Origin of the sequence: Isoptericola sp. NPDC060185 (genome assembly GCF_042728595.1) — a bacterium.
In the GTDB taxonomy this organism is placed as follows: Bacteria; Actinomycetota; Actinomycetes; order Actinomycetales; family Cellulomonadaceae; genus Isoptericola.
Genome location: NZ_JBHWYY010000012.1, coordinates 32,223 through 46,986 on the forward strand (window position 1 = coordinate 32,223; position 14,764 = coordinate 46,986).

The 14,764-nt window shown below is 74.4% G+C and carries 12 protein-coding genes; 6 read left to right on the forward strand and 6 right to left on the reverse strand.

The window, feature by feature from the left end:
• Positions 1 to 80: 80 nt before the first annotated feature.
• Positions 81 to 1,796 carry an FAD-binding dehydrogenase gene (locus ACFWDO_RS06880; protein ID WP_380315663.1) on the reverse strand — a complete coding sequence of 572 codons (1,716 nt, stop codon included), beginning with the start codon at positions 1,794 to 1,796 and terminating at the stop codon, positions 81 to 83.
• Positions 1,797 to 1,920: 124 nt separating this feature from the next.
• On the opposite strand from ACFWDO_RS06880, the gene ACFWDO_RS06885 reads away from it, so the two are divergent.
• Entirely contained in the window at positions 1,921 to 2,169 is a 249-nt protein-coding gene (locus tag ACFWDO_RS06885) for a ribbon-helix-helix domain-containing protein (RefSeq protein WP_380315660.1), read from the forward strand.
• Entirely contained in the window at positions 2,169 to 2,483 is a 315-nt protein-coding gene (locus ACFWDO_RS06890; protein ID WP_380315657.1) for a type II toxin-antitoxin system PemK/MazF family toxin, read from the forward strand. Before ACFWDO_RS06885 ends, ACFWDO_RS06890 begins: the two co-directional genes overlap by 1 nt.
• A gap of 12 nt (positions 2,484 to 2,495) precedes the next feature.
• Here the strand turns inward: ACFWDO_RS06890 and glgX are convergent, their stop codons facing one another.
• The 3 genes from glgX to ACFWDO_RS06905 all read right to left on the reverse strand — a co-directional run bounded on the left by glgX (position 2,496) and on the right by ACFWDO_RS06905 (position 6,593).
• Positions 2,496 to 4,784 carry a glycogen debranching protein GlgX gene (gene glgX / locus ACFWDO_RS06895; protein ID WP_380315654.1) on the reverse strand — a complete coding sequence of 763 codons (2,289 nt, stop codon included), beginning with the start codon at positions 4,782 to 4,784 and terminating at the stop codon, positions 2,496 to 2,498.
• A 118-nt stretch (positions 4,785 to 4,902) separates the two neighbouring features.
• Complete coding sequence (locus tag ACFWDO_RS06900) at positions 4,903 to 5,649, reverse strand: sugar isomerase domain-containing protein (protein ID WP_380315651.1); 747 nt, start codon at positions 5,647 to 5,649, stop codon at positions 4,903 to 4,905.
• Positions 5,646 to 6,593: a MurR/RpiR family transcriptional regulator gene (locus tag ACFWDO_RS06905; protein WP_380315648.1), complete on the reverse strand. Its 948-nt coding sequence runs from the start codon at positions 6,591 to 6,593 to the stop codon at positions 5,646 to 5,648. The genes ACFWDO_RS06900 and ACFWDO_RS06905 overlap by 4 nt, the downstream gene beginning before the upstream one ends.
• Before the next feature lie 101 nt (positions 6,594 to 6,694).
• Here ACFWDO_RS06905 and ACFWDO_RS06910 point away from each other — a divergent pair, with 101 nt between their 5' ends.
• The 4 genes from ACFWDO_RS06910 to ACFWDO_RS06925 all read left to right on the forward strand — a co-directional run bounded on the left by ACFWDO_RS06910 (position 6,695) and on the right by ACFWDO_RS06925 (position 13,366).
• Entirely contained in the window at positions 6,695 to 7,678 is a 984-nt protein-coding gene (locus tag ACFWDO_RS06910; RefSeq protein WP_380315645.1) for an N-acetylglucosamine kinase, read from the forward strand.
• A 150-nt stretch (positions 7,679 to 7,828) separates the two neighbouring features.
• Positions 7,829 to 11,407 carry a discoidin domain-containing protein gene (locus ACFWDO_RS06915; protein ID WP_380315642.1) on the forward strand — a complete coding sequence of 1,193 codons (3,579 nt, stop codon included), beginning with the start codon at positions 7,829 to 7,831 and terminating at the stop codon, positions 11,405 to 11,407.
• A 121-nt stretch (positions 11,408 to 11,528) separates the two neighbouring features.
• Positions 11,529 to 12,335, forward strand: coding sequence for an electron transfer flavoprotein subunit beta/FixA family protein (locus ACFWDO_RS06920; RefSeq protein WP_380315639.1), 807 nt, complete (start codon positions 11,529 to 11,531; stop codon positions 12,333 to 12,335).
• 11 nt (positions 12,336 to 12,346) lie between these two features.
• Complete coding sequence (locus ACFWDO_RS06925; RefSeq protein WP_380315636.1) at positions 12,347 to 13,366, forward strand: electron transfer flavoprotein subunit alpha/FixB family protein; 1,020 nt, start codon at positions 12,347 to 12,349, stop codon at positions 13,364 to 13,366.
• Between the two features lie 13 nt (positions 13,367 to 13,379).
• Here ACFWDO_RS06925 and ACFWDO_RS06930 read toward each other — a convergent pair whose 3' ends face one another.
• Positions 13,380 to 13,649 carry a MoaD/ThiS family protein gene (locus ACFWDO_RS06930; protein ID WP_380315633.1) on the reverse strand — a complete coding sequence of 90 codons (270 nt, stop codon included), beginning with the start codon at positions 13,647 to 13,649 and terminating at the stop codon, positions 13,380 to 13,382.
• A 2-nt stretch (positions 13,650 to 13,651) separates the two neighbouring features.
• On the reverse strand, positions 13,652 to 14,761 hold the full coding sequence (gene moaA / locus ACFWDO_RS06935; protein WP_380315630.1) for a GTP 3',8-cyclase MoaA: 1,110 nt from the start codon (positions 14,759 to 14,761) through the stop codon (positions 13,652 to 13,654).
• Between the last annotated feature and the right edge of the window lie 3 nt (positions 14,762 to 14,764).

A 14,764-nucleotide genomic window follows, 5' to 3' on the forward strand; every position in this document is an offset into this window, starting at 1 on the left:
TCCTGCGGTAGGTCCCGCCGGGCACTACCGCAGGACGGGAGGCACTACCTCGGCCGTCATTGCCGATCGGCGAGGCGACGTTAGGCGTCGGCGGCGAGGGCGCGGCCGGTCGTGCGGCCGGTGTGCAGGCAGCCGCCGAGGAACGTGCCCTCCAGGGCGCGGTGGCCGTGCACACCGCCCCCGCCGAAGCCGGCGGCCTCGCCGACGGCCCACAGCCCGTCCAGCACGGACCCGTCGGCGCGCAGGACCCGCCCGGACGGGTCGCACCACAGGCCGCCGAGGGTCTTGCGGGTCAGCACCGAGAGCCGGACGGCGAGCAGCGGGCCGTCCTTCGGCGTCGTCAGGGGGCGCGGCTTCGCGACCCGGATGAGCTTGTCCACGCGGTAGTCGCGGGCGGCGCGGGTGGCCACGACCTGCGGGTCCTTGCCCAGGCCGGACGCGACCTGCGCGTCGCGGGCGGCGACGACGGCGGCGAGCGCGGCAGGGTCCACGTGGCCCTTCGCGCCGGGGGTGGCGTCCACCAGCGCGTTCATCTTCGCGGCGAGCTCGTCGGTGGTATCGGCCCAGAGGAACTCGGGCGACTCGGCGGCGAACTTCGCGACGGGCCCGACCGCCTTCGGCAGCACCCGCTGGGCGAGGAGCTTGACGTCCTTGCCGGTGAGGTCGGGGTTCTGCTCCGAGCCGGACAGGGCGAACTCGGACTCCATGATCGCCTTGTTGAGCACGAACCAGGAGTGGTCGTCGCCGCGCCGCGTCACGTGCTGCAGCGCCCCGAGCGCGTCGAAGCCCGGGAACAGCGGGGCGGGCAGGCGGCCGCCGTCGGCGTCGAGCCACAGCGACGACGGGCCCGGCAGGATGCGGATGCCGTGGTTCGTCCAGACGGGCGAGTGGTTGGCGATGCCCTCCGGGTAGTGCCACATGCGGTCCTCGTGCACGAGGGCGCCGCCGGCCTCGGCGGCGACGCCGAGCATCAGCCCGTCGGTGGAGTCCGGGACGCCGGACAGCATCCGCTCCGGCAGCGTGCCGGCCTCGGGGTCCCAGTGCGCGCGGGCCAGGTCGTGGTTGGCGCCGATGCCGCCGGACGCGACCACGACGGCGCCCGCGGCGATCTCCTCGCTGCCCACCACGTCGCGGTTCGACGGCGCGCCGCGGCCGCCGAACGGCAGCCCGGCCACGGGCTGGTCGGCCAGCACGTCGGCGCGCACCCCGGTGACGCGGCCGTCGGTCGTCACCAGGCCGGTGACGCGGCGGCGGAACCGCAGGTCGAGCAGGCCGGCGTCGCGGGCCGCGAGCGCCGCCTCCACGAAGGGTCGGATGATGCCGGGCCCCGTGCCCCAGGTGACGTGGAAGCGGGGCACGGAGTTGCCGTGCTCGGTCCGGCCATCGTCATGGCCGACGGTGTACCCGCCGCGCTCGGCCCACTGCACCAGCGGGAACCAGCGCACGCCCTTGTCGTGCAGCCACGACCGCAGGTCGCCCGCGGCGAACTCGACGAAGCGGCGCGCCCACGCGTACCCGTGCCGATCGGGGCCCTCGCCGCGGTCGGCGCCGGGCGCGAACTGGGCGGAGCCCAGCCAGTCGGACCAGGCCAGGTCCGCGGAGTCGTGCACGCCCATCGCGCGCTGCTCGGGCGAGCCGATGAGGAACAGCCCACCGAACGACCACCATGCCTGGCCGCCGAACGACGCCTCCGGCTCCTGGTCCAGCAGCACGACCCGGCGGCCCGCGGCGGTGAGCTCCGTGGCCGTGACGAGCCCCGACAGGCCCCCACCGATGACGACGACGTCAGCATCCATGCGCGCAGTCTGGCAGAGGTCGGGCGCCCGGTGAACGGCTCGGCCGGGCGACTTCGGGGAACGGCGTCGTGGGGTCAACGCCCGGGTCTCGACGCCATGCATCCCGAAGCGGTACCGTTCTGGGATGACGACGCAGATCGCGGTCCGCCTGCCTGACGAGCTCGTCGCGTGGGTGGACCAGCAGGTGGCCGAGGGGAAGACGCGGAGCCGGGCCTCCGCCGTCGAGCGCGCGCTGCGGCGCGAGGTGCGGCGGCAGCTCGCCGAGCGTGACGCGCAGATCTACGCGGCGACGGCCGACCAGGACGATCCTGACGACCTCGCCGGCATGGTGCGCTGGGTGGAGAAGAACTCGAGCTGGGACCACCTCGACTGATGCGGCCGATCCACATCGTCCACCTGGAGAAGTCGCGTCCCGCGGTCGTCCTCACCCGCCCGGGGGTGCGCGATCGGATGTCACACCTGACCATCGCGCCGATCACCAGCACGGTGAAGGGGCTCTCGGTCGAGGTCCCCGTCGGCCCGCGCAACGGGATCGACCACCCCTGCGTCATCAACTGCGACAACATCGAGACGGTTCATGTCGACCGGGTCGGCCGGAAGGTCGGGTTCCTCCTGGACGACCAGGAGGAGGACCTGGCCCGCGCGATCTCGACGGCGTTCGACCTGGAGGACTTCGGACTCCTGTGACTACCGTCCGACCTACCGCCCGAGGAAGACCTCCACGCTGAGCGACTCGAGCACGGCGTCCTCGGCCTCGTCGTCGGGCGCCTCCGGCCGGTCCCACGCGGAGCTCCACGCCCGCTCCCACGCGCCGCCGCCGGGCGCGGGCGGCAGCGTCACCTCGGCGTCGTCGAGGCCGCCGTTGAGGACGAGGAGCACGTGCGCGTCGCCGTCGTCGGGCCCGGGGCGGAGCATCTGCACCACGCGCCGTCCGGCGACCGCCCAGGCGTCGCGGTCCATGGGCGCGCCGTCGGCGCCGAACCACAGCAGGTCGGTCTCGTCCTCCCCGGGCCGCGGCGAGCCGAGGAAGAACGAGTCCGCGCGCAGGGCGGGGTGCTCGGCGCGCAGGGCCAGCAGGAAGCGGGTGGTGTCGAGCAGGTCGCGCGCGGCGTCCTCGAGGTCCCAGTCGACCCACGACACCTCGCCCGCCTGCGCGTACGCGTTGTTGTTGCCGCGCTGCGTGCGGCCGAGCTCGTCGCCCGCGGTGAGCATGGGCGTGCCCGCGGACAGCAGGAGAGTCGCGAGCAGGTTGCGCTGCGAGCGCCGCCGCAGCGGCACGACGGCGGACCACGGCTCGGTGCCGGTGTCGCCCGCGCCCTCCCCGTCCTCGGCGCCCGGCGCGTGCCCCTCCACGCCGTGGTTCCACGACAGGTTGTGGTCCGAGCCGTCGCGGTTGTCCTCGCCGTTCGCCTCGTTGTGCTTGTGGTCGAAGGCGACGAGGTCGGCCAGGGTGAACCCGTCGTGGGCGGTGACGTAGTTGACGGACGCGACGGGGCCGCGCACCAGCGGCGGGTCGGAGTGCCCGAACAGGTCCGCGGACCCGGCCAGCCGCGTGGTGAGCTCGCGCATGCCGTGCATGGGCCGCCCGTGGGAGCCCTCGCGCGGGGCGTCGAGCCAGAACCCGCGCGCGGCGTCGCGGAACCGGTCGTTCCACTCCGCCATGGGCGGGGGGAAGTTGCCGGTCTGCCAGCCGCCCGGGCCGACGTCCCACGGCTCCGCGACGAGCTTGAGGTTGTTCAGCACCGGGTCGGTCTGCAGCGCCACGAGGAACGGGTGGTCGGGGGAGAAGCCGTGATGGGTGCGGCCGAGGGTCACCGCGAGGTCGAACCGGAAGCCGTCCACGCCCACCACCTCGGCCCAGTAGCGCAGCGAGTCCAGCGCGAGCTGCACCACGCGCGGGCGGCGGAAGTCGAGGGAGTTCCCCGTGCCGGTGACGTCGGCCAGCGCGGCCGGGGAGGCGCCGTCGTGCAGGTAGTAACCGGCGTTGTCGAGGCCGCGCCAGCTCACGTGCAGCGCGTCGTCGCCGCCCTCGCACGTGTGGTTGTAGACGACGTCGAGCAGCACTTCGATGCCCGCCTCGTGGAGCAGGTGCACCATGCCCCGCACCTCGTCCAGGACGGCGGCGGGCCCGGCCTCGCGCGCCGCGCGGGTGGCGTAGGCGGCGTGCGGGGTGAAGAAGCCGAGGGTCTGATAGCCCCAGTAGTTCGTGAGCCCGCGGGCCACGAGGTGCGGCTCGCTGACGAACGCGTGGATCGGCAGCAGCTCGAGGGTGGTGACGCCCAGGCTGGTCAGGTGCGCGATCGTGGCCGGGTGCGCGACGCCGGCGTACGTGCCGCGCAGCTCCGGAGGGACGTCCGGGTGCGTCGCCGTCAGCCCCTGGACGTGCGCCTCGTAGACGACGGTGTCCGCCCACGGCACGCGCGGGCGCGTCAGCGGCGGCGGCCCCGGGTGCGACGCCACCACCACGGAGTGCGGCACGAACGCCAGGGAGTCGCGGTCGTCCGGCGCGCCGTACGGCTCCGCCACCCACCAGCGCCCGTCGGGCGAGTCGGGGTCGGCCGGGTCGCGGGGCGCGCTCGTCGCGCCGAGGGTCTCCGGCCCGTAGGTGAGGTCGCCCACCAGCCCGCGGGCGTACGGGTCGACGAGCAGCTTCGCCGGGTTGTGCCGCTGGCCGGCCCCCGGGTCCCACGCGCCGTGCACGCGGAAGCCGTACCGCTGCCCGGGCCGCACGTGCGGCACGTGGGCGTGCCAGACGCCGTACACCGGCCCGTCGAGCGGGACGCGGCGCTCCGCGTACCGGGCGGGGTCGTGGGGGTCGCGGTGCGGCTCGACGACGTCGATCAGGCACAGCTCGACGCCGTCCGCGTGCGACGCCGCAACGGCCACGTCCACCCCGCCGTCGGGCGTCGGGTGCACCCCCAGCGGCGGGACGTGGCTGCGCCGCGCCAGCGGGCGCGTCAGCGGCGTGACCTTGGGGCGGGACTCCATGGGGACATGCTGCCCGGGGTTGCCGCCGGCCGCGCGCCCGCAGGTCAGGGCAGCATCGACTCCACGGACCGTCGTCGACGTGCCCGGCCTGACGCCGGGCCGGCGTGACGCCCCCGCGTCACGCGAGGTGCTTGATGCGCGCCCCGTAACGCTCCTCGAGGGCCTTGTTGTGCTCGTCGCCCTCCGGGATGTTCGCCGAGATGTACACCGGCGGGACCGTGCCGGCCGCCTGGAGACGCTCGGCGGCGCCGATCGTGAGCAGCTGCGCGATGAACGCCGCCGTGATCGAGGAGACGGCCCCGACCTCGATGCCGTCGCCGAGGTCGAGCGTGGTGTCCCCGTACGGGGCCCGGTTGTCGAGGACGACGTCGGCCACGTCGCTCAGGCGCTTGCCGCTGGGGTGCTTCGGCTCGACGGCGCGGGTGTGCTCCAGGCTCGTCACCGCGATCACGGGGTGCCCCTCGGCCTTGGCGCGCAGGGCGAGACCGACGATCGACCCGTTCACCCCCGAGTTGGAGGCGATGAGGAAGACGTCCGCGGGGTGGATCTCGTAGAGGTCGTAGAGGTCGTCCGAGATGCTGCTGTCCCGCTCGAGGTCGGCGCCCTCCAGCGCGGAGGGCTCGCGGACGCCGCGCAGGACGAGGTCGCGCAACGAGAGGGCGTGGCTCGGGACGAAGCCGCCGGCACGACCGGCGATCTCCATCGCGAACGCCTGCGAGTGCCCGGTGCCGAACGCCTGGAGGATACCCCCGCCCTCGAGGGCGGTGACGATCAGGTCGATCGCCGGGTCGAGGCCGCCCGCGCGCGCGTCCTCGTCGATCGGGTGCAGGCGGTCGAGGACCTGGGTCAGGTAGTCGGTAGTCATCCTGTGGTCGTTCCTTTCGAGGGGGAGGGGTCCGGACGTCGGGACGTCGTGCGCGGGGCGCGACGGTGGGACGCGATGGCGGCGGTCGACGCCGCGAGCATCGTCGTCGTCCGACGGAAGTCCTGGCGCGCCACCATGAGGTAGAGCAGGTCGAGGACGAAGAGCCTGGCGTACCGGGCGGAGAGGTCGTCGGGCTGGAGGTACTCGCCCGGCGCGTAGCCGGTGATGTGCACGTCCGCCACCGCCGCGAGCGGCGAGTGCGGGTCGCTCGTCACCGCCGCCGCGAGCGCCCCCGACGACTTCGCCAGGGACAGCATGTCGATCGTCTCCTTGGTGCGGCCGGAGTGGGAGATGCCGATGGCGACGGTCGACCCGCGCAGGAGCGCCGCGCTGGCCAGGCCGAGGTGGACCTCGCCCCATGCGTGCGCGTTCACGCCGATGCCGTACAGGCGGAGCTGGAGCTCGCGGGCCATGGTGGCGCTGCCGCCGATGCCGTAGATGTCGAGCTGGTCGCTCGCGGCGACGGCGGCCGCGACGCGCTCCACCAGCGCCGTGTCGACGAGGTCGGCGGTGGACTGCAGCGCGGCGACGTGTGCGCCCAGCAGGGTGCGGATCACGTCGGCAGGGCTGTCCGCCGGGTCGAGGGCTCGCCGGACGTCCGGTTCGGCGGCCTCGTGGGTGCTGGACCGGGCGACGTCGGCCGCGGCGCCGACCCGCAGCGGGACGTAGCCCTCGTAGCCGATGAGCCGGCAGAAGCGGGTGACGGTCGCGGCGGACGTGCCGGCGCGCCGGGCGAGCTCGGTGCTGGACAGCTCGAGCGGCAGCGCCGGGTCGTCCAGCAGGAGCTGGGCGATCTTCGTCATCGACTTCGACAGGTGCGGGAGGTTCGCCCGGATCCGGCTCCGGAACCCGGACCCGCCTGCCGGCAGGTGGAGTGCGGTCACGTCCATATGAATATCTGTACCATCTCCGAACGAGGTCGGATGAAAACTGGTTGCAACGTCGTCTCGGGAGCAATGGTGCACGAGTGGCAGGTGGGTCACGGATGACGGTGCTGCTCGCCCTCGACGCCGGAGGGACCTCCACCCGTTGCGTCGTCGTGACCCCCGCCGGTGAGTGCGTCGGGTACGGCCGCGACGGGAGCGGGAACCCGGTCTCGGTGGGCGTCGATGCCGCCGGGAGGTCCGCGGCGGCGAGCGCCGCCGCGGCGCTCGGTGCCGCCGGGGTCGACCCGGCCGACGTCGAGGGGGTGACGCTCGCTGCGGCGGGGGTGAGCGCCCAGACGCCGCTGGAGGAGCTCGGCCGGCCGCTCCGCGACCTGGGCATCACCGCATCGCCCGTCTTCCGGTCGGACCTCCTCGCCACCTTCTTCGCCGGCACCTACCGCGACACCGGCTACGCGCTCGTCGCGGGTACGGGAGCGGCGGCGGTCCGGGTGGAGGGCGGGGAGGTCACGGCGACGGCGGACGGGCTCGGCTGGCTGCTCGGCGACGACGGCTCCGGGTTCTGGATCGGGCGCCGCGTCGTGCGGGCGGCCCTTGCCGACCTCGACCGCCGAGGCGCTCCGACCGCCCTCACGGCGATGCTGCTGCGCGAGCTCGGGCTCGACGGGCCGGCCCCGAGGTCCCGCGACGGCCGGGCGGAAGCGCTGTGGCGTTCCGTCGACGCCCTGTACGCGATGCGACCGGTCGAGCTGGCCCGCTTCGCCCGGCTCGCATTCGAGGCGGACGGCGACGAGGAGGCGGACGCGATCGTCGCCGCCGCGGAGGACGCCCTCGTGCACACCCTCGGGGCCGTCGCCCTCCCGGGCGTGCGCGGTCCCGTGGTGCTGGGCGGCGGCACGGTCGCCCTGCGCCGCACCCTGCCCGGCAGAATCGCCGCCCGGGCCGGCGACGGCGAGCCCCCGGAGGTGCGCGCGGTGACCGACGGGGTGGTCGGCGCGGTCGTGCTGGCGCTGCGCGACGCCGGCACGGTCGTCGACGCGGCCGTGTTCGGGACGGTCACGGGCACTCTCGCGACGCTGCGCTGAGCGGCGTCCGGCGCGCGTCCGACGCGGCCGGCTCTCGACAAGTGGATGAAAATCTCTTTCACCTCGGCGTCGTTATCGTGTACAACAGAACCACTGCAACCCCCGCGTGGCCTGAGACGTGCACCGACGACCGCTCGACGAGGAGTAGCCGTGACCGCTCGACGTTTCCCCCGGCCGGCCAGGACCGTGGCCGTGCTGCTGGCGCTGTCCCTGTCGGTCCTCGGCGTGCCGGCCGTCGCGGGCGCCGCGGAGGAGGCCACGGCGGACCCCGCCGACATCGGCTCCTACGCCCCGGTCGGCACCGAGAACCTGACCGGCGGGGCCGTCGTCACCGCGTCGTCGTCCTACGAGATGGCGGGCGAAGGGTGGAGCCGCGCCAAGCTCGTGGACGGCGTGCTGGCGGCCCCGGGCGCGCCCAACGGGTGGACCACGAACCCCTACGACCAGGTCCTCGACCCCGCCACGCCCGCCTGGGTGGAGGCGTCCCTGCGGTCGGCGTCCCAGGTCGAGCGCGTCGTGCTGTTCCCCCGGAGCGACGTCGGCGCGGAGCCCTACGGGGCGTACTTCCCGGTCGAGTACGCCGTCACGCTGCTCGACGCGACCGGCGAGGCGGTGCACACCGTGCACCTGACCCAGGCGCAGCGCCCGGCCGCGCCCGTCGTCCTCGACCTGGACCAGCCGGTCACCGCGTCGGGAGTGCGCGTGGACGTCTCGCAGCGGTACAGCCAGGACGCGCCCGGCGGCGGGACCGGCAACGACGGCAAGCTCGTGCAGCTCTCCGAGGTCGCCGTCTACGGCGTGCCGGCCGAGGGCACGCTGGAGATCGGCAAGCCGGCGCTGCTGCTCGAGCCGGGCGCGGTCGAGGAGCTGACGTACGAGGCGTCGTTCGGGGACGACGCACCGGAGCTCGTGTGGTCGTCGTCGGACGAGGCGGTCGCGACCGTCGACCGGACGGGCCGGGTGACCGCCGTCGGGCAGGGCGACGCGACCGTCACGCTGGCGGCTCCCGCCGCCGACCGCTCGGCGACCATCGCCGTCGAGGTCGCCGACGACGTCGAGCGCGCCGGCGACGACTTCATGATCACGGTGTTCTGGCCGCCCACGAAGGACTACGTCGACGAGACCCAGTACGGCTACCTGGCCGACGCGGGCATCGACTTCGTCCAGAACGTGCACACCGGCGACCTCACCGACAAGGCGACCAATCTCGAGATGGCCCGGCTGGCGCACGAGCACGGGATGCAGGTCGGCGTGGCCGACCACCGCTTCGGGCCGGGCCTGCTGAACCTCACGGACGCCGAGATCGAGGACCTCGTGCGCGAGTACACCAACGTGCCCGGCGTCGGTGGCTACTACGTCCTGGACGAGCCGTACGACCCGACGCCGTACGCCCGCGTCTTCAACGCCATGAAGGACGCCGCGCCCGAGTACTACCACCACCTGAACTTCCTGCCCGGCTTCGCGTACCCCTCGATGGCCGAGTACGAGGAGTACATGCAGCGCTGGGTCGACCAGACCGGCGCGCGGGACTATCTCATGTACGACCGGTACCCGTTCGGGTGGGCGCCCGGCAGCCTCGACTACACGAGCATGCTCGCGAACATGGAGTCGGTGCGGCGCGTCGGGCTCGCGAACGGTGTCAAGACCGGCCTCTACCTGCAGTCCGTGGGCGTCGTGAACAACTTCCGCCGCACCAACGAGGCCGAGCTGCGGTACGAGGCCAACATGTCGCTGGCCTACGGGTACAAGCAGCTCTCGTACTTCACCTGGTGGACGCCGACGAACCGCGGCGAGGACTTCACCGAGGCGATCATGACCGCCACCGGGAAGAAGACCGACCTGTACGAGCCCGTGCAGCGGCTCAACGCCGAGATCCACGCGCTCGGCCCGACGCTCATGCGGCTCGACGCCAAGGAGGTCTACCTCCACGGCCGGACCTGGGGACAGGAACCCGTCCCGGCGACCTTCCCGGTGCAGTCGCTCACCGACGACGACCTGACGTTCTCCTACCTGCGCGACCGCGAGAGCGGGCGCAACTACGTGATGGTGGTCAACAACAGCTTCACCGAGGCGAAGGACGTCGCGCTGCGGTTCGACGCCGGGATCTCGTCCCTGCAGGAGGTCAGCCGTCGGTCCGGTGACCTGGTCGACGTCGGCCTGTCGGACGGCGTCCTCGAGCGCCGGCTCGACAAGGGCGAGGGCGTGCTTCTCGCGCTCCCGGTGAGCTACGACTACGAGGCGACGCCGACCCCGGGGAACACCAACCTGGCGCGCGGCGCGACGGTCCGGGCGAGCGACTCGGTGGGCTCCGGCGGCTGGTTCGCCCGCGCCACCACGGACGGCGCGCGCTTCTCCGACGGCGGCACCTTCGGCTGGAGCACGACGACGTCGGACGCCTCGCGCACCGCGCGGGCCACCGTGGACCTGGGCCGGGCGCAGACCGTCGACCGCGTCGACCTCTACCCGGCCGGCAACCTCCTCGACCGCGGCGCGACCTTCCCCCGCGACTACACCGTGGACGTCTCGACGGACGGCGAGACGTGGCGGACCGTCGCGTCAGCGAGCGGCCAGGAACCGCCGTCGTCGGGGGTGACGCACGCCTTCGACGCCGCGCAGGCGCGGTACGTGCGCGTGTCCGTGACGGCGATGAACGCCACCGACGACGGCTACGCCGCGGCCCTCGCGGAGATCGAGGTCTTCCACGACGACGGCGGCACGCCGCCGGTCGAGCAGCCTCCGGCGGTCCCGCGGCCCGACCCGTACGTCGAGGGGCAGAACGTCGCGCGGGGCAAGACCGTCGTGGTGTCGTCGTCGACCCCGGACGCCAGCCACGAGCAGTGGGGCTGGTCGTCGAAGTTCCTCGCCGACGGCCGGACGGACAACGGCTGGTCCAGCGGCCTGGGGCGCAACGCCCGCCCCGATGCGGTCGAGTGGGCGGCGGTCGCGCTCGGAGCCACGCACGACGTCAGCAAGGTCGTGCTGCACCCGAAGGGCACGTTCGCGGTCGACTACCGGGTGCAGGTGTCGCTCGACGGCCGGCGCTGGACGACGGTCGCGGACGTGACGGGCGACGACGGCAGCACCGCGCCGCGGACGTTCGCGCTCGACGAACCGGCGCCCGGCGCCTACGTCCGCGTCGTCAGCAGCAGGCTGCGCTCGGGCGGTCGCGACGGCTACCTCATGCAGGTCGCGGACGTCGAGGTGTACGGCACGCCGGCGAGCGACCGCACCGCGCTGCGGGCGCTGCTCGACGACGTGGCCTCCCTGGCCGAGGCGGACCACACGCCCGAGAGCTGGGCGCTGCTCGCCGAGCCGCTGGAACAGGCGCGTCGGGTCGAGGCGCTGGCGTACCCGTACCAGTTCCAGGTCGACGAGGCCGAGGACGCGCTCGCCCAGGTGCGGGACGGCCTGGTCCGCATACCCGTCTGGAGCCGCTCGGCGACGTACACCGGGGGCGAGTACGTGACGTACGACGGTCGCGCGTACCGCGCGTCGTGGTGGACGAAGGGGAGCGCGCCCGGATCGTCGCCCTGGGGCGCCTGGGCGGAGCTCGGCACCTCCGTGGACACCGCGTACGGGCGGGTCCGGACATGGACAAGCTCGTGGATCTACGACGACGGCGACCGCGTCGTCCACGGCGGCCGGGTCTGGGAGGCGCAGTGGTGGAGCCGCAACCAGGTGCCGGGGACGGACGGGGGCCCATGGCGCGCCGTCGGGGCCGGGGCATGACTCCTCGGTGCGTGCCCGGGTGGTGCGGGCTGAAAGGACGACGGGCCCACGGGTAGGCTCGGCACCGTCGGCCGCGGCGCCTGCGGCCGGTCGTCACCACCGTGAGCTGGAGGTCGCGCCTGTGCGCATCGTCGTCGCCGTGAAGTACGTGCCGGACATCAACGCGGAGCGACGGTTCGTCGATTGTCGTGTGGACCGCGACCCGGGTGTCGGCACCCTCAACGAGCTGGACGAGAACGCGCTCGAGGCGGCCCTGCGCATCCTCGACGCCCTGCCCGAGGGCGAGCGCGCGGCCAGCGAGGTCGTCGCCCTCACGGTCGCCCCCGCCGACGGCGACGTGGCGCTGCGCAAGTCGTTCCAGATGGGCGTGGACCGCGCCGTCCGCGTCACGGACGACGTGCTCGCGGGCTCGGACTACTTCGGCACCGCCGCGGCGCTCGCGGCCGGCGTGCGGAAGCTCGAGGCCGACGGCGCGCCGGTCGACCTCGTCATCACGGGCATGGCCGCCCTCGACGGGCTCGGCTCCGTGGTGCCGGCGCTCGTCGCGGCCGAGCTCGGCCGCCCGGCGATCACGCTGGCGAAGAAGGTCGACGTCGCCGGCGGCACCCTCACCGTGACGCGCGAGACCGACGAGGCCGTCGAGACGCTCACCGCCCCGCTGCCCGCCGTCCTGTCCGTCGCGGACACCGCGAACACCCCGCGCATGCCGAACTTCAAGCTGATCATGGCGGCCCGCACCAAGCAGATCGAGGAGTGGTCGGCGGCCGACCTGGGCCTCGACCCGGCCGCCGTCGGCGACGCCGGCGCCCGCACCGAGGCGGTGGCCGCCGCGCCGCGCCCGGCCCGCCCCGAGGTCGAGCTGGTGGTCGACAAGGGCGAGGGCGGCACCGCCCTCGCCGACTACCTCATCCGCAACGAGCTGGTCTGAGAGGACGCGAGATGACCGTGCCCACCCCCGTGCCGACCCGCAACCGCACCGTCCTCGTCCTGCTGGACCCGGCCACCGAGGTCCGCTCCAGCGCGCTGGAGCTGCTGACCATCGGCCGCGGCCTCGGCCGCGTCGAGGCCGTGACCCTGGAGGCCCCCACGGTCGAGGTGCTCGCCCAGCTCGGCGCGTACGGCGTCGAGACGGTGCACCAGGCCGAGGTGCCCACCGACGCGCTCCAGGCCGCCGGCGGCGACGCCGCCCGGCACCTGCCGTCGGTCGTCGCCGCGACCCTCGCCGCGGCGGTGCGCCGCGCGGACGCGGACGTCGTCCTCGCGCCCGCCACGTTCGGCGCCAAGGAGGCCGCCGCGCTGGCCGCGCACGCGCTCGGCGCGGGCCTGGTCATCGACGCCGCCGTCGTCGGGGAGGACGAGGACGGCCGCGTGGTGGCCGGCAAGCGTGTCTTCGCCGGCGCCTGGGACACCCGGTGCCTGGTCACCGCCGACGTGGCCGTGCTCACCGTCCGTGCCAACGCCGTCGTGCCGGAGCCCGCCGAGGCCCCCGTCGCCACCGACGTCGAGGCGCTGCCCGTCGCGCTGCCCGCGGGCACGTCCGGCGTGGTCGTGACCTCCCGCGAGGTCAAGGAGCGCACCCCGGGCCGCCCGTCGCTGGAGGAGGCCGCCGTGGTCGTCGCCGGCGGGCGCGGCACCAGCGGCGACTTCGGGCCCGTCGAGGAGTTCGCCGACGCCGTCGGCGCCGCGGTCGGCGCCTCGCGGGACGCCGTCTTCGAGGGCTGGTTCGACCGGTACATCGGCCAGACCGGCGTGACCATCGCCCCCCGCCTCTACGTGGGCGCGGGCATCTCCGGCGCGCCGCACCACCGCGGCGGCATGCAGGCGTCGCAGGTCATCGTGGCCGTGAACTCCGACCCCGAGGCGCCGATCTTCGAGATCTGCGACTTCGCCGTCGTGGGCGACCTCGCCGACGTGCTGCCGCAGGCCGCCGCGGCGATCCGCGCCCACCGCGAGGGCTGACCCCGAGCGCTGGTCAGCCGCCCGCGAAGGGCGGCAGCAGGTCGAGGCTCGCGCCGTCCGGCACGACGTCGGACGGCGCGGCCCGGCGGCCGTCGAGCAGCACGCTGCAGCGGGCGAGGACGGGCTCGGCCGCGGGGTCGGCGGCGGCGAGGCGGGCGACGACGTCGGCGACGGTCGCGCCCGGCGGGACGGCCAGCTTCTCCTCGGAGCGGCCGAGGGCGGCCCGGGCGGCGGCGAAGTAGCGCAGGCTCACGGTCTGCTGGTCGGTCGTCAGGTCCGTCATCGTCATCCTCCGATGGCGCTCATGGTGCGCTCCGGCTGCGTGAACCCCGAGCTGTCGAGGTCGGTGCCGGAGCCGGTGTCGCTCATGCCATGCCCGGCCTGCTTGTGCCACATGGCGGTGCGCCACAGGTCGGCCAGGGTGGCGTCGTCGGCGCCCGCGCGCAGCGGGCCCAGCAGGTCGGTCTCGGTGTGGGCGAACAGGCAGTCGCGCACGCCGCCCTCCGCGGTGAGGCGGGTGCGGCGGCAGTCGTCGCAGAAGGGCTCGGTGACCGACGCGATGATGCCGACCCGGCCCAGGCGCTCGCCCCGCGCGTCCCGCACGACGAACCGTTCGGCGGGGGCGCCGTCGCGCGGCTCCTCGTCGGGCTCGAGGGCGAAACGGGTGCCGAGCTGTTCGCGCACCTCGGCCGCGGTGACCATCGCGTCGCGGTCCCACGCGTGGTCGGCGTCGAGCGGCATCTGCTCGATGAACCGCAGCTCGAAGCCGCGCTCCAGGCACCACGCCAGCAGCTCGGCCGCGTGGTCGAGGTTGACGCCGCGCACCAGCACCGCGTTGATCTTCACGAGGTCGAACTCGCGGGCCGCGGCGTCGATCCCCGCGAGGGTGCGGGCGAGGAACGGGCGGCGGGCGAGCGTGGCGAAGGTGTCCGGGTCGAGGGTGTCGAGCGAGACGTTCACGCGGTCCAGGCCGGCCTCCCGCAGCGCGGCGGCGCGGGAGTCGAGGCCGACGGCGTTGGTCGTGAGGCTCAGCTCCGGGCGGTGCGGCAGGGCGGCGCACTCGCGCACGATGTCGACGAGGTCGCGGCGCAGCAGCGGCTCCCCGCCGGTGAACCGCACCTGCCGCACGCCCAGGTCGCGCGTCGCGATACCGACGAGCCGCACGATCTCCTCGCGCGTCATCACCGAGTCCTTGGGCAGCGTGGGCAGCCCCTCGGCCGGCATGCAGTACGTGCAGCGCAGGTTGCAGCGGTCGGTGAGCGACACCCGCAGGTCCGTGGCGACGCGGCCGAACCGGTCCACCAGCCCGTCGGTGGCGGGTCGGTCCGCGGGCAGGCGGACGTCCGGCACCCCCGCGCCCGGCACCCGCGGCATCCCCAGCGAGACGGTCGTCATCCG

What these genes read in the sequence shown, in the direction of transcription:
- ACFWDO_RS06880 (WP_380315663.1), bottom strand. Translation starts at nt 1,796, where the DNA reads ATGGATGCTGACGTCGTCGTCATCGGTGGGGGCCTGTCGGGGCTCGTC.
- ACFWDO_RS06885 (WP_380315660.1), top strand. Translation starts at nt 1,921, where the DNA reads ATGACGACGCAGATCGCGGTCCGCCTGCCTGACGAGCTCGTCGCGTGG.
- ACFWDO_RS06890 (WP_380315657.1), top strand. Translation starts at nt 2,169, where the DNA reads ATGCGGCCGATCCACATCGTCCACCTGGAGAAGTCGCGTCCCGCGGTC.
- glgX (WP_380315654.1), bottom strand. Translation starts at nt 4,784, where the DNA reads ATGGAGTCCCGCCCCAAGGTCACGCCGCTGACGCGCCCGCTGGCGCGG.
- ACFWDO_RS06900 (WP_380315651.1), bottom strand. Translation starts at nt 5,649, where the DNA reads ATGACTACCGACTACCTGACCCAGGTCCTCGACCGCCTGCACCCGATC.
- ACFWDO_RS06910 (WP_380315645.1), top strand. Translation starts at nt 6,695, where the DNA reads ATGACGGTGCTGCTCGCCCTCGACGCCGGAGGGACCTCCACCCGTTGC.
- ACFWDO_RS06925 (WP_380315636.1), top strand. Translation starts at nt 12,347, where the DNA reads ATGACCGTGCCCACCCCCGTGCCGACCCGCAACCGCACCGTCCTCGTC.
- ACFWDO_RS06930 (WP_380315633.1), bottom strand. Translation starts at nt 13,649, where the DNA reads ATGACGGACCTGACGACCGACCAGCAGACCGTGAGCCTGCGCTACTTC.
- moaA (WP_380315630.1), bottom strand. Translation starts at nt 14,761, where the DNA reads ATGACGACCGTCTCGCTGGGGATGCCGCGGGTGCCGGGCGCGGGGGTG.